At 69.1% G+C, this 16,312-nt stretch carries 21 protein-coding genes; 10 read left to right on the forward strand and 11 right to left on the reverse strand.

The window, feature by feature from the left end; translation table 11 throughout:
• Positions 1-56: 56 nt before the first annotated feature.
• The 3 genes from B0293_RS41225 (at position 57) to B0293_RS41235 (ending at position 2,301) form a co-directional block, all read left to right on the forward strand.
• Complete coding sequence (locus B0293_RS41225; RefSeq protein ID WP_005153907.1) at positions 57-359, forward strand: hypothetical protein; 303 nt, start codon at positions 57-59, stop codon at positions 357-359.
• On the forward strand, positions 352-1,476 hold the full coding sequence (locus tag B0293_RS41230; protein ID WP_005153910.1) for a VanZ family protein: 1,125 nt from the start codon (positions 352-354) through the stop codon (positions 1,474-1,476). Before B0293_RS41225 ends, B0293_RS41230 begins: the two co-directional genes overlap by 8 nt.
• Before the next feature lie 423 nt (positions 1,477-1,899).
• Positions 1,900-2,301 carry a hypothetical protein gene (locus B0293_RS41235; protein WP_005153918.1) on the forward strand — a complete coding sequence of 134 codons (402 nt, stop codon included), beginning with the start codon at positions 1,900-1,902 and terminating at the stop codon, positions 2,299-2,301.
• Here B0293_RS41235 and B0293_RS41240 read toward each other — a convergent pair whose 3' ends face one another.
• The 4 genes from B0293_RS41240 to B0293_RS41255 form a co-directional block, all read right to left on the reverse strand.
• Positions 2,302-3,393 carry a S1 family peptidase gene (locus B0293_RS41240; RefSeq protein WP_005153919.1) on the reverse strand — a complete coding sequence of 364 codons (1,092 nt, stop codon included), beginning with the start codon at positions 3,391-3,393 and terminating at the stop codon, positions 2,302-2,304.
• A 311-nt stretch (positions 3,394-3,704) separates the two neighbouring features.
• Positions 3,705-4,640 (reverse strand): M56 family metallopeptidase, encoded by a 936-nt coding sequence (locus B0293_RS41245; protein WP_005153920.1) that lies wholly within the window; start codon positions 4,638-4,640, stop codon positions 3,705-3,707.
• Positions 4,637-4,999, reverse strand: coding sequence for a BlaI/MecI/CopY family transcriptional regulator (locus B0293_RS41250; protein WP_005153921.1), 363 nt, complete (start codon positions 4,997-4,999; stop codon positions 4,637-4,639). The genes B0293_RS41245 and B0293_RS41250 overlap by 4 nt, the downstream gene beginning before the upstream one ends.
• A 26-nt stretch (positions 5,000-5,025) precedes the next feature.
• On the reverse strand, positions 5,026-6,075 hold the full coding sequence (locus B0293_RS41255; protein ID WP_005153922.1) for a C40 family peptidase: 1,050 nt from the start codon (positions 6,073-6,075) through the stop codon (positions 5,026-5,028).
• Between the two features lie 143 nt (positions 6,076-6,218).
• On the opposite strand from B0293_RS41255, the gene B0293_RS41260 reads away from it, so the two are divergent.
• From B0293_RS41260 to B0293_RS41270, 3 genes are read left to right on the forward strand one after another with little or no spacing between them, the layout of a single operon-like run.
• Positions 6,219-6,563 carry a hypothetical protein gene (locus B0293_RS41260; protein ID WP_245191885.1) on the forward strand — a complete coding sequence of 115 codons (345 nt, stop codon included), beginning with the start codon at positions 6,219-6,221 and terminating at the stop codon, positions 6,561-6,563.
• Between the two features lie 54 nt (positions 6,564-6,617).
• Positions 6,618-7,715, forward strand: coding sequence for a PLP-dependent cysteine synthase family protein (locus tag B0293_RS41265; protein WP_005153924.1), 1,098 nt, complete (start codon positions 6,618-6,620; stop codon positions 7,713-7,715).
• On the forward strand, positions 7,712-8,944 hold the full coding sequence (locus B0293_RS41270) for an MDR family MFS transporter (RefSeq protein ID WP_005153926.1): 1,233 nt from the start codon (positions 7,712-7,714) through the stop codon (positions 8,942-8,944). Before B0293_RS41265 ends, B0293_RS41270 begins: the two co-directional genes overlap by 4 nt.
• Here the strand turns inward: B0293_RS41270 and B0293_RS41275 are convergent.
• On the reverse strand, positions 8,923-9,135 hold the full coding sequence (locus B0293_RS41275; protein WP_407640122.1) for a vitamin K epoxide reductase family protein: 213 nt from the start codon (positions 9,133-9,135) through the stop codon (positions 8,923-8,925). The genes B0293_RS41270 and B0293_RS41275 overlap by 22 nt on opposite strands.
• A gap of 65 nt (positions 9,136-9,200) precedes the next feature.
• On the opposite strand from B0293_RS41275, the gene B0293_RS41280 reads away from it, so the two are divergent.
• Together B0293_RS41280 and B0293_RS41285 are read left to right on the forward strand one after the other, a co-directional pair.
• Positions 9,201-9,530 (forward strand): MaoC/PaaZ C-terminal domain-containing protein, encoded by a 330-nt coding sequence (locus B0293_RS41280; protein ID WP_005153928.1) that lies wholly within the window; start codon positions 9,201-9,203, stop codon positions 9,528-9,530.
• Entirely contained in the window at positions 9,527-10,921 is a 1,395-nt protein-coding gene (locus B0293_RS41285) for an amidase (protein ID WP_005153931.1), read from the forward strand. Before B0293_RS41280 ends, B0293_RS41285 begins: the two co-directional genes overlap by 4 nt.
• Positions 10,922-11,000: 79 nt before the next feature.
• Here the strand turns inward: B0293_RS41285 and B0293_RS41290 are convergent, their stop codons facing one another.
• The 3 genes from B0293_RS41290 to B0293_RS41300 all read right to left on the reverse strand — a co-directional run bounded on the left by B0293_RS41290 (position 11,001) and on the right by B0293_RS41300 (position 12,574).
• A complete protein-coding gene (locus B0293_RS41290; RefSeq protein ID WP_005153933.1) occupies positions 11,001-11,294 on the reverse strand; it encodes a twin-arginine translocation signal domain-containing protein in 294 nt (97 codons plus the stop codon).
• The gene (locus B0293_RS41295; protein ID WP_039916410.1) at positions 11,294-11,659 is read right to left on the reverse strand and encodes a hypothetical protein; all 366 of its coding nucleotides are present in this window, start codon (positions 11,657-11,659) and stop codon (positions 11,294-11,296) included. The genes B0293_RS41290 and B0293_RS41295 overlap by 1 nt, the downstream gene beginning before the upstream one ends.
• Before the next feature lie 315 nt (positions 11,660-11,974).
• On the reverse strand, positions 11,975-12,574 hold the full coding sequence (locus B0293_RS41300; RefSeq protein ID WP_005153944.1) for a TetR/AcrR family transcriptional regulator: 600 nt from the start codon (positions 12,572-12,574) through the stop codon (positions 11,975-11,977).
• A 79-nt stretch (positions 12,575-12,653) separates the two neighbouring features.
• Here B0293_RS41300 and B0293_RS41305 point away from each other — a divergent pair, with 79 nt between their 5' ends.
• Together B0293_RS41305 and B0293_RS41310 are read left to right on the forward strand one after the other, a co-directional pair.
• Complete coding sequence (locus B0293_RS41305; protein ID WP_005153945.1) at positions 12,654-13,454, forward strand: SDR family NAD(P)-dependent oxidoreductase; 801 nt, start codon at positions 12,654-12,656, stop codon at positions 13,452-13,454.
• Positions 13,455-13,488: 34 nt separating this feature from the next.
• A complete protein-coding gene (locus B0293_RS41310) occupies positions 13,489-14,502 on the forward strand; it encodes an NAD-dependent epimerase/dehydratase family protein (protein WP_039916413.1) in 1,014 nt (337 codons plus the stop codon).
• A gap of 9 nt (positions 14,503-14,511) precedes the next feature.
• Here B0293_RS41310 and B0293_RS41315 read toward each other — a convergent pair whose 3' ends face one another.
• The 3 genes from B0293_RS41315 to B0293_RS41325 form a co-directional block, all read right to left on the reverse strand.
• Complete coding sequence (locus B0293_RS41315) at positions 14,512-15,006, reverse strand: nitroreductase family deazaflavin-dependent oxidoreductase (protein ID WP_005153951.1); 495 nt, start codon at positions 15,004-15,006, stop codon at positions 14,512-14,514.
• Positions 15,007-15,301: 295 nt separating this feature from the next.
• Positions 15,302-15,922 carry a TetR/AcrR family transcriptional regulator gene (locus B0293_RS41320; RefSeq protein ID WP_005153952.1) on the reverse strand — a complete coding sequence of 207 codons (621 nt, stop codon included), beginning with the start codon at positions 15,920-15,922 and terminating at the stop codon, positions 15,302-15,304.
• Between the two features lie 25 nt (positions 15,923-15,947).
• Positions 15,948-16,295 (reverse strand): winged helix-turn-helix transcriptional regulator, encoded by a 348-nt coding sequence (locus B0293_RS41325; RefSeq protein WP_039916415.1) that lies wholly within the window; start codon positions 16,293-16,295, stop codon positions 15,948-15,950.
• Between the last annotated feature and the right edge of the window lie 17 nt (positions 16,296-16,312).

Consider the following 16,312-nt stretch of genomic DNA (forward strand, 5'->3'; position numbering starts at 1 on the left):
TGATTCCGAACCCGCCAAGTCGTAACTTTGTGTCGCGTTATGAAACGCTGAGTGACGTGACCGTGGATTGCTGCATCAAGGCCCAACCCGCCGACGCCTTCGCGGAGTTCCGGAGGAATGTCGACGACCTGACCCAGGCGTACATCGACGCCTGCTGTCAGGGCCGCACGCCGGGCGACGCCACACTCGATCTTCTGCAACGGGTTCACCGCGAGGACCGCAACTGGGTCGTCGTCCATCTGACCTTCGCCATCGCGGCGCTCGCGCATCAGCGGGCCCTCGCTTCCGCCGACGTCACCCGGCCAGGTGGCGTAACGGGTGCTCCGGAGCGAGCGTTGTTAGCTTCCGCGAGTGACTGATCCGACCATCTCCGCGGTCATCGCGGTGTTCGCGGGTTTCGTGCTCGCGGGCCTCCTGGCCGTCCCGTACGTCGCCGCGAGCTACCGGCGTCGCGGCGAACTCGGGTTCTGGCGGGTTCTGCTGGTCTTCGGTTTCCTGATCTACGCCATGTCCTTGTGGACGTACACGTTGCTCCCCATCCCGGAGACGACGGCGTCGTGGTGCGCCGAGCACGCGTCCAGTCACCTGCAACTCCGGCCGTTCCAGTTCGTCGCCGACATCCACCGCGAACAGACCGGCGCCGGCCTCCGGGCGTTCCTGCGCAATCCGGCCGTCCAGCAGGCGGTGTTCAACGTCGCCCTCTTCGTGCCGCTGGGCATGTTCGTGCGGCACCTCTTCCGGCGGGGGTTCCTCACCACCGTCGCCATCGGGTTCGCGGTCTCGCTGTTCATCGAGTGCACTCAGCTGACCGGGGTCTGGTTCCTGTTCGAATGCCCGTACCGGCTGGCCGACGTCGACGACCTGCTGATGAACACGCTCGGCGCCGCCGTCGGCTTCGGGCTCGCTCCCTTGCTTCGGCTGCTGCCGGGGAACGAGCCGTCCGCGCCGCCGGGAACGCCGCGGCCGGTCACCGCGCGCCGCCGTCTGCTCGGGATGGCCGTGGACGTCGTCTCGGTCGTCCTGCTCGGCACGACCGTCGGGATCGTGACGACTTTGCTGGCGGGCGAACCGAACACCGTGGTCACCGCGCTGATCGCCACGCTGCTGCCCGCGGTGCTGTTGCTGTTCGTCATCCCGCTCGCGGGTAACGGTGCCAGCTTCGGCCAGCGGGTCGTACTGCTGCGTCCCGCCGGACCGGACGGCGGGAAACCCGCGCTGTGGCGGATGATCGTGCGATTCCTGGCGGGTTCCGGCGGCTACTTCACCCTGCTCACCCTGGCTTCCGCGGTGAACGGCGGGTTCGAGCCGCTGGCGAACCTGTTGTTCTTCGTCAGCGGCATCCTCGCTATCCGGCCTCTGGGCCATCAAGGACTTTCCGGGCTCCTCGCCGGAGTGCGGGTGGTCGACGCGCGGGCAATCGGTGACTCGGACGAACCCGCCGTCACCGTCGATGTGCAGGGTGGTGCCGGTCCGTGAAGGACCCCTTGCCTCGGCTCAGCCGAGGAATCTCGACCTTCACACCTTCCCGAGTACATGATGGCCCCCTTCCTTGTGCCAGGCGCAAGGAAGGGAGCCATCATGTACCTCCGGCGACCAAAGGCTGCGGTGCCGCTGCGACTGCTGGTGCATCTGGGACGAGTGCGGCGATCTTGAGGGTAGTGAAGGCCTCCTTCGCTACCTTGAGGGTAGGCAGGGAGGCCTTCACGGACTTGGCCCGCGACCGGATCCCGTCGGGGTCGTGGCGCTGACCGGACACCTCGACGCGCTGCTCGCCGGTGACACGTCCGTGCGGACGTTCGCACTGCGCCGCTTCTGACACGGCCACCCGATCGGGTCGATCCTGCCGATCGCGCGAGTCATTACGCCTGGCAGCGGGCTTGGACCGGAACACTCCGCGCGGTGAACGTGGAGTCGATGGACGACGTGGCCGACTGCCTGCTCTCGGTGGCCTGGAACATCTTCCCGTTGATGGGGAAACCTCCCGCGAGCCCGGGCAATCGGACGGAAGAGATCCGGACGCTCCTCGTCGACGCGTGTCACGACGCCGGGATGCGGGCCCGCGAATGGGCGGCGGAGCACGGGGCGGGGACCGAGGACGACCGCGTGCCCTACCTGCGGCTCGCGGAGGTCGGAACGGACGCGAACTTGTTCCTGGGGATGGTTTCCGGCACGCTGCTCGCCGATCAGGAGCGGGTGCGCCGCCGGTGGGCGGAGATCGAGGCGCTGGTCAACGAGGCGGGCGAACTCGCCGGGCGGATCAGGGGGCGGCCGAGGGATCGGCCGCCCCTCCCGGCGGGGTGATCAGTCCTTTTCCAGCGTCAGGTCGTAGCGGTTGAGCACCTCCTTGACGGGCTGGAAGAAGGTCGTGCCGCCCGAGCGGCAGTCACCGGAACCACCCGAGGTCATGCCTTGCGCCTGCACCAGTTTCGTGCCGGAACCCGACGAAGGACGGCTGACGAACGAGCCGCCGGAGTCGCCCGGTTCGGCGCACGCGTCGGTCTGGGTCAGTCCCCGGACGACGTTCCCGTTGCCGTAGTTCACCGTCTGGTCCAGCGCTTCGACCCGCCCGCACTGCCAATGGGTGGTGATCCCGGACCGGCAGATCCGCCCGCCGACACCGACGACGTCCGCGCCTTCGATCCGCACGTCGGTGCCGTCCTCGTAGCGGTCGACCCGGGGCGGCGTCGAGACGTCGGAGTGGGTCACCTTGACCGTGCCGTAGTCGTTGCCGGGGAAGGACGACCGCTCGACCCTGCCGATCGTGCCGTCGACACCCCGCACGGTGCCGCCGAGTTCGGTGCAGTGGCCCGCGGTGATCACGTAATGGTCATCGTCGTCGAAGGCGTTGAACCCGACCGAACAGGCGCCGCCGCTGAAGTAGAGGCCCTGCCCGCCGATCACGCTCCACAACGGACGGGGAGCGCTCTTCACCTGCTCGACCCGGACCGGGACACCGGCGGCTTCCGCCCACGCCCGGCCCGCGGCGTCACCGCCCACCACGCTGACGACGACGTCGTTGGCCGCGACGTCGACGTACCAGCCGGCGACGGAGCCGGGCAGGCCCGCGGTTCTGTTGTCCAATGTGGACTGGATCGCCTTCAGTTCGGCCGTACTGTGCCGCAGCACCTTCGGGACGGCGCCCGCCGCGCGGATCCTGGCCGCATGGCTCGCGTCCGTGGTGCCGACGACGAGCCTGCCGGTCGTGTCCAGCCAGGACCCGGCGAACGCGGCGCCGAGGGAAGTGCCGAGTTCTTGCTGCACGGCGGCCAAAGTGGCCGGACCTGCCGCTTCACTCAGTACCGAGGTCCCCGCCGAAGCCGGGGCCGCGAAAGCGGTGACGGCTGCCGCGGCTCCGATCAGGACGGTGAGGGTGCGCAGAGGACGTCGTGACACGAAAACCTCCAGGTATCGCGAAATTCGTTGCGGGGTGTGGATCGGGAATCGACGTTACGACAGCGCGGCCCCGCTCGAATGCCGCCATTTGAGTAGCGCTCGCGATTCCCCTTTCCGGCGCAAGGGGCGGGGCTTTATCGGGTGGTGATCACTCTTGTGAGTGGAGAATGCCCGATTTACCGTCCCCGATGTGTTGTCGGATCCACGACAATCCGCGACGGCGGTGTGGCATTCGGGAAAGGCGCGTTTCGCGTTCATCACCTGATTGTGTGCGGCTGAACCCGTTTGTCCGCATCGATGACGAACAGGTCTCACCAGCAGGAAACGAGTCCGGTCGCGAAAAGCAGCCCGACGGTGAAAGCGGGCGGCGCCAGTAGCGCGACGGTTCCGCCCGCGACGGCCTTCGCCCAGGCCGGGAAGCGGGACGGCCCGGCGGTGTGCGAGGCCAGCACGCGCAGCCGGATCTCGGTGTCGCCGCCGGCCATGCCGAGCGCGCGGCGGGGCCCGTCCGCCGAATGGATGGAGAGCAGGGCCGAGCGCACGGTCTCGGGTCCGTGCCGGGTGGCGGCGGCGCGGTCCGCGGCCAGTTCGACGAGCAGCCGGATCGCGCTGGGAAGTTCGCGCATGAGCGGAACGAACCGCAGTGTGCGGCCCAGAACGTCGGCCGAGGCGGTCAGAAGGTGATGCCTGCCGCGCAGATGAGCCTGTTCGTGGGCGAGCACGGCGTTCAGTTCGCGGCGCGAGAGCCGCGCGGCCAGCCCTTCGCTGGCGACGATCAGGCCGTCCCGCCCGCCGAGGCTGTAGGCGATCGGACGGTCGTCGGGCAGCCACAGCGTCGGCTCCGACCGGGCGCCGGACAGCCGGAGCACGTCGAGATGACGCCGGTGCAGCCGGGTGCTGCGCTTCCGGCGCCGTGCCGACGCCACGGCCAGCCGAGCCGCCGCGATCAGGAGGGCGGCGGCCGCGAACGTGCCGGCGACCGGGTCGAGGGCGGGAATGTCACTGTGGCCGACCGCGGCCCAGCAGTCGTGGAGGACCCGCGTGATGGCCGTGGCGGGACCGTGGTCCGGCAGCACGAGGAGCAGAACGGCGCCCAAGATGCCGCCGAGGACGCCGAGCGCGGTCAGGAACCACCAGGCGAGCGCCGTGCCGGGGCTGATCCCGCCCGCGGTGAGCCTGCCGAGCAGCCGGGGCGAGAACCAGCCGATCACCACGACCCCGAACAGGAGCACCGCCGCCAGGATCATCGCTTGCCGGGCTTCCGCCGCAGCGCCTTCCGCAGGATGTCCGATTCCTCTTCGGTGACCGAGCGCGCGAAATGCAGCAGTACCGATTCCCGGTCGTCGGAGGCGTCGAGGAGTTCGCGCAGGCTTTGCGCGGTGGCCTCTTCGCGGGTCGTCGCGGCGCGATAGCGGTACGCGCGATTCTCCATCTCGCGGACGACCCATTCCTTGCGGTGCAGATTGTCCAGCACCGTCATCACCGTGGTGTAGGCGAGATCGCGGTGCTGGTTGATCGCCTCGAGAACCTGGCGCACCCGCAAGGGTTCCGCCGAATTCCAGAGCACGTCCATCACCGACGCTTCGAGCTCGCCCAGCCGTTGCATGACACCTCCGCTCGGAAGGATACTGCTCAGCCGACGATGCGCCGGGCACCCATCAGATGTCCGTCGCCCTTGACCGACCGGACGTCGACCAGCTGACCCTCGGTCGGCGCGTCGACCATCTTGCCCGGCCCCACGTACATGCCGACGTGGTGGATCGCGCCGGGATTCCCGGTGCCGTCGTCGTAGAAGACGAGATCGCCGGGGACGAGCTGGTCGAGCGGGACGGGCTTGCCGACGGTGTACTGCTGGCGGCTGGTCCGGGGGAGCGAGACGCCCGCCTGCTTGTACGCCCACGACGTCAGGCCGGAGCAGTCGAATTCGCTCGGCCCGGTGGCACCCCATTCGTACTGCGAGCCCCGCTTGGACAACGCCGCCTGTAGCGCGTCGTTCGCGGCACCGGGCGGGCCGAGGTAGGAGCCCCTGTCCTGGACCTTGCCGAGTTTCGCCTTGTCCGACGAGGGAAGGTCGCCGAGTGCTTCGCGGACCTTGGCGATCTGGGTGTCGAGGTCCTTCTTGCGGGTGCGGACCTGGTCCAGTGCCAAGGTGGCGTCGTTGGCGGCGAGTTGGGCCGTCTCTCGCGCGTTCGCGGCGGTGGCACGGGCGGTCTGCGCCTTCCCGAGCGCGTCACGCAGGCCGTTCAGCGACTTGGCCTTCTCCCCGGCCAGTATCTCCAGCGCCGACGAACGGTCGAGGAACTCCTGCCTGCTTCCGCTGTCGAGCAGGAGGACGGCGTTGCCGAGCCGCTCGCCGCTCATCGCGGACCGCGCGATCGCCTCGACCTGCGGCCGGAAGCGATCGATGGCCGACCGCGCCTGCGTGAGGTCGCCGTCGGCGCGGCCGAGGGCGGCCGTGGCCTGGTCGCGTTCGGTCTCGCGGGTCTTCAGCCGGTCTTGCGATTCCTGCAGGTCTTCGTCGGCCTTCGCCGCCTGGGCGCCGAGTTCCTGGTAGCGCCGCATCGGATCCTGGCCGTCCGGTGGGGCCGGTTGCGCGCTCGCGGGGAGCGTGCCGAGGCCGAGGACCATGAGGGCGGCGGTGGCGGCGAGGGGGTGCCGCAGCGAGCGCCGGTGTGGGGTCACGGGTGCCGAATCTCCTGTCGCACAAGTTCAACTATCGCGCTTAGTAGTACGGGGGCGGCTGTGAGCGCGCGGTGAAGGCCTACTAAGTCACTTAGTACTAGGTCTCATGGGAGATCGAGTCGATCTTTGCTACGGTGGGAACCGTGAGTGTCTCTCCGGCTACTCTTCGTCGACTCCTGCTGGCTTTGCTGCTGGTGGTCGTGGCGGGAACGCAGGCCTACGACTGCCTCGACGATCATGGCGAGTCAGCCGCCGTCACGGCGGCTTCCCCTGACTCGTCGTGCCCGCCGAACGAGGGGCACCTGCATTCCCGGCCGCTCTCCGCGGTCGCGGCGCGGAGCGACCACTCGCCGTCCACTCCGGACTCCTTGCCGCCGCTCATGCCAGGCCGGGTCTTCTCGGCCGTCACCGAAGAAAGCCCGCGTTCGCCCGCCTTCGAGCGAAGTGGTCCGCGGATACTCGCCGAGCTGTGCGTCTCGCGGACGTGACCGACCCTGCGTCCTCCCGGTCATGTCCGCACAGCACAGAAAGACGAATCCTCGATGAAGGCTGTCCTGCGTCATGAACAACTCGCCCCGTCCCGCCTCCTCAGCACCGCCGCGCGCTGCGTGAACCCGGCGCTGGCCGTCGGCAACACGCCCGTGCTGTGGATCGACGAGCGCCTCACCGGTTCCGGCAAGGGGTTCTGGGCCAAGCTGGAGGGCTTCAACCCCGGCGGCATGAAGGACCGTCCCGCGTTGCACATGGTGGGTGAGGCCAAGGCTCGCGGCGATCTCGCCGACGGCGCGACGATCGTCGAGTCGACCAGCGGGACCCTCGGGCTCGGGCTGGCGCTGGCCGGGATCGTGCACGGCCATCCGGTCACCCTGGTCACCGATCCGGGCATGGAACCGATCGTGCGGCGGATGCTCACCGCGCACGGCACCCGGGTCGACCTCGTCACCGAGCCGCATCCGGCGGGTGGCTGGCAGCAGGCACGCCGCGACCGGGTCCGGCGGGTGCTCGAAGAGAAGCCCGGCGCCTGGTGTCCCGACCAGTACCACAACCCGGACAACGTGGCGGCGTACGCGGGCCTGGCCGACGAACTGGCCGCGCAACTGGGCCGGATCGACGTCCTGGTGTGCTCGGTCGGCACCGGCGGGCATTCGGCCGGGACCTTCCGCGCGCTACGGCGCTATTTCCCACATCTGCGCCTGATCGGGGTGGACACCGTCGGGTCGACGATCTTCGGGCAGCCCGCCACCTCGCGGCTGATGCGCGGGCTCGGTTCGAGCATCCATCCCCGCAACGTCGACTACGACGCCTTCGAGGAGGTCCACTGGGTCGCCCCGGCCGAGGCCGTGTGGACCTGCCGCCGTCTCGCCGCCGCCCAATACGCGACCGGCGGCTGGAGTGTCGGCGCGGTCGCCCTCGTCGCCGCCTGGCTGGCCCGCACGCACGATCCGGACGTGCGGATCGCCGCGATCTTCCCGGACGGCCCGCAGCGCTACTTCGACACCGTCTACAACGACGAATACTGCGCGGGACACGGCTTGCTCGACGTCGTCCCGCCGCGGGAACCGGACGTCATCGGGCATCCCGGCGAACGTGTGGTGGAACGCTGGACCCGCTGCCGCACCGTCGTGGATCCCGCGCTGTGACGGGGTTCTTCGAGCGGTTCCGGTCCTTCGACCGGCCGAGCAAAGTGCTGATGGTCAACCAGTTCACCATCAACGTCGGCTTCTACATGCTGATGCCGTACCTGGCGGGCTACCTCTCGGGCCCGCTGGGACTGGCGGGCTGGGCCGTCGGCCTGGTGCTGGGCATCCGCAACTTCTCGCAGCAGGGCATGTTCCTCCTCGGCGGCACGCTCGCCGACCGGTTCGGCTACAAGCCGCTCATCGTCGCGGGATGCGTGCTGCGGACGGCGGGCTTCGCGTTGTTGAGCGTGACGTCCTCACTGCCGTCGCTGATCGCCGCCTCCGCCGCGACCGGATTCGCCGGGGCCCTGTTCAACCCGGCCGTCCGCGCCTATCTGGCGGCGGACGCGGGGGAGCGGCGGCTGGAGGCGTTCTCGGTGTTCAACGTGTTCTACCAGGGCGGGATCCTCGCCGGACCGGTGGTCGGGCTGGCGCTGACGGCCGTCGACTTCCGGCTGACCTGCCTGGTGGCGGCCGCGGTCTTCGGTGTCCTGACCGTGGTCCAGGTGCGCGCGCTGCCCGCGCACGAAAGCGGAAAGGAACGCTCGTCGATCCGGTCGGACTGGCGGGTCGTGACGGCCAACCGTCCCTTCCTGCTCTTCGCGCTGGTCATGATCGGCTCGTACGTGCTGTCCTTCCAGACCTACCTCGCCCTGCCGATGGAGGCCCGCCGGATCACCGGCTCGGAGGCTTCGGCCACCGTGCTCATCGCCGGGCTCTTCGTGATCTCGGGCGGCCTCGCGATCGCCGGGCAGCTCAAGATCACCGCCTGGTTCAAGGACCGGTGGTCGTCCGGTACCTGCCTGGCGGTGGGGATGGTGTTCATGGCGGCGGCGTTCGTCGCGCCGCTGACGGTCGCCCGGGCCGGACCGGTCGTGGCCGGCGCCGGGCTGCTCGTCTCGGCCGCGTTGCTGGCCGTCGGCACGGTGGCCGTCTTCCCGTTCGAAATGGACACCGTCGTCCGGCTGTCGGGCGACCGCCTGGTCGCCACGCATTACGGCTTCTACAACACGATTGTCGGGGTGGGCATCCTCCTCGGGAATCTGTTCACCGGCACCGTGTTCGACCTCGCGCGCCGGGCGGGCTGGCCGGAGGTCCCTTGGCTCGCCCTGACGGTGATCGGCCTCGTGTGCGCGGCCGGGTTGCGTGGTCTCGACCGGAGCCGCCTTCAGACGAGTGTCTTCCAGTAGCTCCAGAAGGCTTGCAGGACCGCGGCGGCGATGACGGCGTACCAGAGCACGAGCACCACGCTGTGGTAGCGGAGCACCGTCCGTCCTTTGTGGAGGTTGTGCAGGGTCGTGTACCAGAAGACGGCGATGGTGACCGCCCAGACGACCATGCAGTACGGGCAGAGCGCGCCGATGACGTACAGGCTCTGGATTCGGCGGGGAACGCGGTCCGTCCGCGCCGTCGCGCCCGGCCGCGCCGGCGCCCTTAACCACGAAGGTGCCGACCGGCGAGAACCAGGCCGCGCTGTACCGCCTGCTGGGCGATCGTCACCACATGCACGTCGACCCGGCGGCCGCGCGGGCGGCCGGTCAGCCCCGGCCGTTCCTGCACGGACTCTGCACCTTGGCCGCTGTGCTGTTCCCGATCGCGGACGAGGCGGGCGCCCATCCCTCTGACCTGCGGACTCTTTCAAGCCGGTTCGCGGGGCCGGTGTTCCCGGGTGACGTGGTGGAGGTCGGGGTCCGTCCCGGCGAGACGGCGGTGGGATTCGAAGCATCGGTCGGCGACCGGCCGGTCCTGACGGGAGGAGAGGTGAGGTTCCGGTGAGCGAACTCGACGCGATCGGTACCGCCGAGGCGATCCGAAGCGGCACTGCCAGTGCCCGGGAGGTCATCGAAGCCGCGATCGACCGGATCGAAAAGCTCGACCCGGCGGTGAACGCCGTCGTGAGCACGCGATTCGAGCAGGCGCTCGCCGAGGTCGACCGCGGCCTGCCCGCCGGACCGCTGCACGGGGTGCCCGTCCTGATCAAGGATCTGGGTGCCACGGTCGCCGGACTGCCCTCGACCGGTGGCAGCAGGCTGTTCGCCGAACGGATCGCCGGTGGCGACAGCGAATTGGTCGCCCGCTACCGCCGTGCGGGGATGGTCGTCCTCGGCATGACCAACAGCGCCGAACTGGGCAAGAACGCGAGCACCGAACCCGCGCTGTTCGGCCCCACCCGTAATCCTTGGCGCGCCACACATTCGGCCGGGGGATCGAGCGGCGGATCGGCGGCCGCCGTGGCCGCCGGACTGGTCCCGGTGGCGCACGGCAGCGACGGCGGCGGGTCGATCCGGATCCCGGCCGCGATGTGCGGGCTCTTCGGCCTCAAACCCAGCCGCGGCCGCGTTTCGCCGGCACCGGCTCCCGCGTCGTTCGCCAACCTGGTTTCGGTCCATCACGCGCTGACCACCACGGTGCGCGACAGCGCTCTGCTGCTCGACATCGCCGCGGGCCCGCTCGCCGGGGACGCGTTTTCCGCCCCCGCACCGGAATCGAGCTTCCTCGACGAGGTGAAATCTCGCCGACGGCTCAGGATCGGGCTCGTCACCGGGCTCGCCGCGGACTCCTCGTGCGTCGCCGCGACCGAACGCGCCGCCGCGCTGTGCGAGTCGCTCGGTCACACGGTCGTTCCCGTCGCGGCGGGCTACGACCCCGCCGAGGTCGCCCGCGTGGCAGGCGACGTGATGGGAGCCGACCTCGTCGTCACCGTCGAAGACCGCCTGGCGGAGCTGGCCCGGGACCTGCGCGACGACGATCTCGAACCGCTCACCCAGGTGCTCTACCAGCACTATCGGGGTCTCTCCGCCGCCGACCTGAATCGCACGCTGCGGCGCGCGCAGGGGATCGGCTGGGAGGTCGGGCGGACGTTCGGCGAGGTCGACCTGCTGCTGACCCCGACGCTGGCGCGGCCGACACCGCGGCTCGGTGAACTCGACACCTCCCGGCCCGAAACGATCTACCGGCACGCGGCGGTCTACGCGACCTACACCTCGGTCTTCAACCTCACCGGGATGCCCGCGATGTCCGTGCCGTTCGGGTCCACTTCGGACGGACTGCCGCTGGGGGTGCAGTTCGCCGGCGACCTCGGTGCGGAGCCGCTGCTGCTCGGGCTGGCCGCTCAGATCGAGGAAGCCGCGCCGTGGCAGAGGACGGTGCAGTCCGTCTCGCCGTGAGGAGCGGTATCGGCCCGATCGTGCGGAGATGGGGGTTGTCAACGATCCCCATCCCCACACCTCTCACCCTCCGGCGCCCCTAGATCTCCTTGCAATGCCGTTTGTAATGTCCCAACGGCACGCTGTTGTCGGCATTCTTCTTCGCGTTCGTAACCGCGCTATTGCGGGTGGTTCCACTACCACTCCCGTACACCCAGCCCACGGTGCCGTACGGGTCGATCCGGACGAGCTGGCATTTCACGGTGACGTGGTAGACCTTGGTGATCGTCGGTTCACTGGCGATCGCCGGCTGGGCGATCGGTGCGAATCCGATTCCCGCGGCGGCCACCGCGGCCGCGATGGCCGCGCGCAGGACGTTTCGGCGGGTGGCCATCAGGAAGCTCCCTGAACCCCGCTATTGGGGCCGAGGCCGAGCGGGCAGGGACCGGCCTGAAGCCGCTGGGTCGGGTTGCCCGCCTTCGGGTAGATCCAGTTGGAGTATTTGTCCGGGCCGTTGCAGTCGGCGATCAACCGCACTTTGCCCCTGTACACGCGACACCACGTGTAGGCGTACTGACCGGTCGTGTGAATCCGCGGGCAGTCGTACTCGGCGGGACTGGCGATCCCCGCGCTCGACGCCCCGAGCCCGACGGCGGTGGGGGCCGACGGGGCACTCGCCGCCGATGCCGGCGTCGCCAGTGCCAGTGCCGCCGCGACCCCGGCAGCGGCCATCCCGAACTCCTTGGACAACAAACGCATTGTTTCCCCTCTCGCAAATGTTCTGTCACAGAAGCGCCCTCTTCGAGATTCCGGGCGGTGTGACCCGACAGCCGAAGCTTTTCGCCGAGCTGCCTCCCGTGCAAGACGAATCCGCTGTCCCGGACAGCCTTTGCCCGGTAATTCCTGGTCATCGGCGCCGACCGGCATGCTTGTCCGAGAGCCCGGACAGCGCGCTTGCTTCATCTGATTCCGGGGAGTGATTCCGGCCGAGTGGAAAAAGAGCACAGCCTTCCCGCAAAGGCGGGTGCTGAAAGCTCGTTCAGGGGTCACGCTGCGGCAGAGCCAGCGTCTCCTCTAGGCCCGCGCGGCCTCGCTCTCCTCCGAGGGCGGATCGGTAATCGTGGAGAGGACGCGGGTGACCCGAGCCGTCAGCTGTTCGGGATCGGCCTCACGCAGTGCGGGAGTGCCGATGATCCGGCGCATCAGCCAGGTGCCCGCCAGTAGCGCCAACCCCAGCTCTGCGCGCTCCTCGGCGTGAGCGCCGGGCAGAGCGTCGGTGAACCGCGCGCCGACGTGCTTGCGGATGCCTTCCCGCATGATCTCCGCCGCCCTCGGGTTGGCCGCCGATTTGAGCAGCAGTTCGAACGGGCCGAGATGGTCGGCTTCCGGGGCGGTGCGCTCGACAAGGGCGCGGGCGGTCCGGACAGCGAGGTCGTCCGGTTCCGCCGGGACCATCGTGGGCTGCGCGAAGGAGATGTCGACGACCTCGGTGAACAAGGCTTCCTTGGAGCCGAAGTATCGGTTGATCAGGATCGCCGTCACGCCCGCGGCGGCCGCGATCTCGCGGAGCCCGACACCGTCGTATCCGTGGCGGGTGAAGGCCGTGATCGCCGCTTCGAGGATGGCCTGCCGGGTCGCGGCGGCGTTGCGGGCGCGGGGTGTGGTGCGGCTCATGCGAGCAAGTCTACAGGTGGATACATAACTGAGCGTAGTATACAACTGTAGACATAGCGCTGACCCGAAAGGAAATCTCATGGATCTGCAGCTCACGGGACGTCGAGCGCTCATCACCGGCTCGACCTCCGGGCTGGGTGAAGCGACCGCCCGGCTGCTGGCCGCCGAAGGTGCCGAGGTCGTGATCCACGGTCGCAGCGCCCAGCGCGCACAGGCGATCGCCGACTCGATCATCGAAAACGGCGGAAAGGTGTTCGTCGCGGTGGGTGATCTCGGCACCGACGCCGGAGCGGACGCGGTCGCCGAGCGCGCGCTCGACGGTGGCGCCCTCGACATCCTGGTCAACAACGCCGGTGCCTACGAGCATCTGGACTGGGCCGAGGCCACCTCGGACATCTGGCTGCACACCTACAACGTCAACGTCGTCTCCGGTGTGCGGATGATCCAACGGCTCGTCCCCGCCATGCGCGAGCGCGACTACGGACGGGTCGTCACCATCGGAGGCGGCCTGGGCACGCAGCCGTTCGACAGTCATCCGCACTACAACGCGTCACTGGCCGCCAGGCACAATCTCGCGGTCTCACTCGCCCGCGACCTGGCGGGCACGCGCGTGACCTCCAACGTCGTCGCGCCCGGAGCGATCCTCGTCCCCGCGGTCCAGGACTTCCTGACCGCGCTGGCCCCGGAACGTGGCTGGGGTGGGAGCTGGGAGGAGATCGAGCACAACTCGGTGCGCGAGATCGTGCCCAACGACCGGACCCGCTACGGCAGGCCCGACGAGATCGCCGGCGCGGTCGCGTACCTGTGCGGCCCGCACGCCGAATACATCAGCGGCGCGACGATCCGCGTCGACGGCGGCACCGTTCGCAGCGCGTTCTGACGGCTCGGCGGCGCACGGGCGTTATCGTCGTCGGATGTCGCGCGCGGTGATCTTCGGTGGGACCGGGCTGATCGGCCGGGCCGCCGCCCGCCGGTTACTGGCCATCGGCTGGGAGGTGACCACCGTCGGCCGGGACCGGTCGCGGATGCCCGAGGACGTCGCGGCCGCGGGTGGCCGGTTCGTCGCCGCGGACCGCGCCGATCCCGATCGACTCGTGGCGGCGCTGGGGGCCGGCGCCGACCTGGTGGTCGACTGCCTGTGCTTCACCGCCGCGCACGCCCGTGACCTGCTGCCGCTGCTGAGCGACGTGGGGTCCGCGGTGATGATCTCCAGCAAAGCGGTGTACGTCGATGGGGCGGGCAACCACGTGAACTCGGCCGTCGCACCCGACTTCGGCGGTCCGGTCCGCGAATCCCAGCCGACCATGGCCCCACGCGAGGACATCGACTACCGGACGCGCGACGGCTACGGCGCCAACAAGGTCGCCGCGGAACATGTCCTGCTGGACAGCGGACACCCGGTCACCGTCCTGCGACCGTCCAAGGTCCACGGGGACGGGGCGGCCAAGCCCTGCGAATGGGTGTTCGTCAAACGCGTGCTCGACCGGCGTGAAGTCGTCTTCCTGTCCCGCGGCGGCAGCGGCGTCGACCATCCGAGTGCCGCCGCCAACGTCGCCGCCCTGATCGAGACCGCCGCGAACAACCCGGGCAGGCGAGTCCTCAACAGCGCGGATCCTGACGCGCCCAGCGCTCTGGACATCTCGCGGATCGTGGCGCGGCACCTCGGGCATCGGTGGGAGGAAGTGCTCCTCGACGACCGAGCCCCCACCGGGCTCGGCCTGCATCCGTGGGACCGCCTGCCGGGGATCAGGCTGGACATGACCGCGGCCGGGCGACTGGGGTACCGGCCGGCCGGTGACTACCGCGGCACCGTGACCACCGCACTGGACTGGCTGGTCGCCGCCGACCAGCCGCCCGAGTTCGACCATGACTACTTCGCCCCGATGCTGAACTATGCCGCCGAGGACGAGTATCTGACCGCCGGGTGATCGCTGCCGTCACCGCGGGCTGAGCACCACGACCGGGATCTCCCTTTCGGTCCACGCCTGGTACTTCGCGAAATCGGCGTACAGGTCGACCAGCAGCGGCCAGAGATCGCGGCGCTCCTCCGCTGTGGCCACTCGTGCCGTGACGGGAACGTCGCGCCGCCCCTTGAGATGGACGCGAGTTTCGGGATGCGCGATCAGATTGAAGTACCACTGCGGGTTCCGGGGCAGCCCGCCCTGGGAGGCCACGATGACGAGATCTTCGTGATGGCGCAAGAACAACAGGGGAGTGGTGAACAGGCGGCCGGACTTCCGTCCCCGGTGTTCCAGCAGCAAGGTCGGGGCCGGTTTGCGAAAGGCCGCCCCGACACGCCATTTGGCGCCGACGCGGCCGTTGGTCAGTTCGAAGATCTTCACCTGCGCCTTGGCCATGTACTTCATGGCCGCGGCGGTCACGGGCGAGTCCAGGCCTTTGGGGGTCTTCTCGGGCAGACTGAAACGTCCCATCGTGAACTCCTGGGGCTGGGTGGGATCTCTTGAGGGCAAAGCAAACGTGTCGTGCTCGCTTCTCGTACGTCTACCGGCTTCGCGAGTCGCGAAAGCCACTTTCGCGACGTCCGGCGCTGCGGGAACGCACCGGGTCGAGGTGGTCGTGAGTGGTAAGTCGCGTTAGAACACGAATCGCCACTCACGACCCCCTGCGGTCTGGTGTGGTCTGGCGGGAAACTGGTGTTGCGAAAGCCACTTCCGCAACCTTCAAGGTTGCGAAAGTGGCTTTCGCAACGCTTTCCGGCGAAGCCACTCACTGACGCTCTCCGGATGGTCCGGCGAGCACGGACGTCACGACCTCGACGAGGTCGGCGACGACGTCGTCGAGCGGCCAGGCGCGGGGCGTGGAATCCGGGCCGAGAAGCCGACGCACCCGCTCGACGTCGCCCAGCACGTTCAGTGTCACGTGCATGGCCTGGGTCAACCGGAAGTCGAGTGTTCTTCTCGGGACGCCAGGGAACTTGCGCTCCAGCAGTTCGACGAACCTCGCGTTCCGCTGGAGGAACGAGCCGGAAAGAACGCCGAGCCCGTTCTCGTCGGTGGCGAGCAGATGCCCGACCAGGCGAATCCAGTGCTCGCCGCCGGAGCCGAGCACCGTGACCACGGGCCGCACGAACGCGACGGCCAGTTCGCGCGCGGTGACTTCGTCCCCGGAGAGTTCCGCCAGCGCCGCGTTCCGCTCGCCGGTCACCTGGTCGAGGCGGCTGCGCAGGACCGCGTCGAGCAATCCTTCCTTGGACCCGAAGTGATAGTGGATCGCCGCCACATTCGTCTCCGCCGCCTGCATCACGGTGCGTAGGGAAACCGCCCCGACGCCCTGTTCGGCGAAAAGGCGTTCGGCGGCCGCGACGAGCCGTTGCTCGGTGCTGGTCACCGCGGCAGGCTATCACTTGATTCAATCAGTTGATAGAGCGTTCGTCGTAGGCCTCGCGGGCGGCATCGATCCGCGGCAGGTGCGTGATGCTCCATTCGAGCAGCGGCGCGGTGGCCTCACGCAGGGTCCGGCCCATCGTGGTGAGTTCGTAGCTGACGTGCGGCGGCATGGCGTTGAGGACAGTGCGCGTCAGGATCCCGTCGCGTTCGAGGTCCCGCAGCGTCACGGTCAGCATGCGCTGGCTGATGCCGTCGACGGCTCGTTTGAGCTCGGTGAACCGCCGCGGCCCGTCCTTGAGCATGCGCACGATCAGCAGGGCCCATTTGTCCCCGACGATCCCGAGAACCTCACGCGCCTGGCACGGATCCTGCACGGTTACCTCCTGAGAAC

Source organism: Amycolatopsis azurea DSM 43854, assembly GCF_001995215.1.
GTDB classification, from domain to species: Bacteria; Actinomycetota; Actinomycetes; order Mycobacteriales; family Pseudonocardiaceae; genus Amycolatopsis; species Amycolatopsis azurea.

Coding starts and splice junctions, on each gene's coding strand:
- B0293_RS41245 (WP_005153920.1), bottom strand. CDS start 4,640: ATGATCCTGGCGGCGGTGCTCCTGTTCGGGGTCGTGGTGATCGGCTGG.
- B0293_RS41250 (WP_005153921.1), bottom strand. CDS start 4,999: ATGCAACGGCTGGGCGAGCTCGAAGCGTCGGTGATGGACGTGCTCTGG.
- B0293_RS41265 (WP_005153924.1), top strand. CDS start 6,618: ATGAAGGCTGTCCTGCGTCATGAACAACTCGCCCCGTCCCGCCTCCTC.
- B0293_RS41290 (WP_005153933.1), bottom strand. CDS start 11,294: ATGGCCACCCGCCGAAACGTCCTGCGCGCGGCCATCGCGGCCGCGGTG.
- B0293_RS41295 (WP_039916410.1), bottom strand. CDS start 11,659: ATGCGTTTGTTGTCCAAGGAGTTCGGGATGGCCGCTGCCGGGGTCGCG.
- B0293_RS41300 (WP_005153944.1), bottom strand. CDS start 12,574: ATGAGCCGCACCACACCCCGCGCCCGCAACGCCGCCGCGACCCGGCAG.
- B0293_RS41305 (WP_005153945.1), top strand. CDS start 12,654: ATGGATCTGCAGCTCACGGGACGTCGAGCGCTCATCACCGGCTCGACC.
- B0293_RS41310 (WP_039916413.1), top strand. CDS start 13,489: ATGTCGCGCGCGGTGATCTTCGGTGGGACCGGGCTGATCGGCCGGGCC.
- B0293_RS41315 (WP_005153951.1), bottom strand. CDS start 15,006: ATGGGACGTTTCAGTCTGCCCGAGAAGACCCCCAAAGGCCTGGACTCG.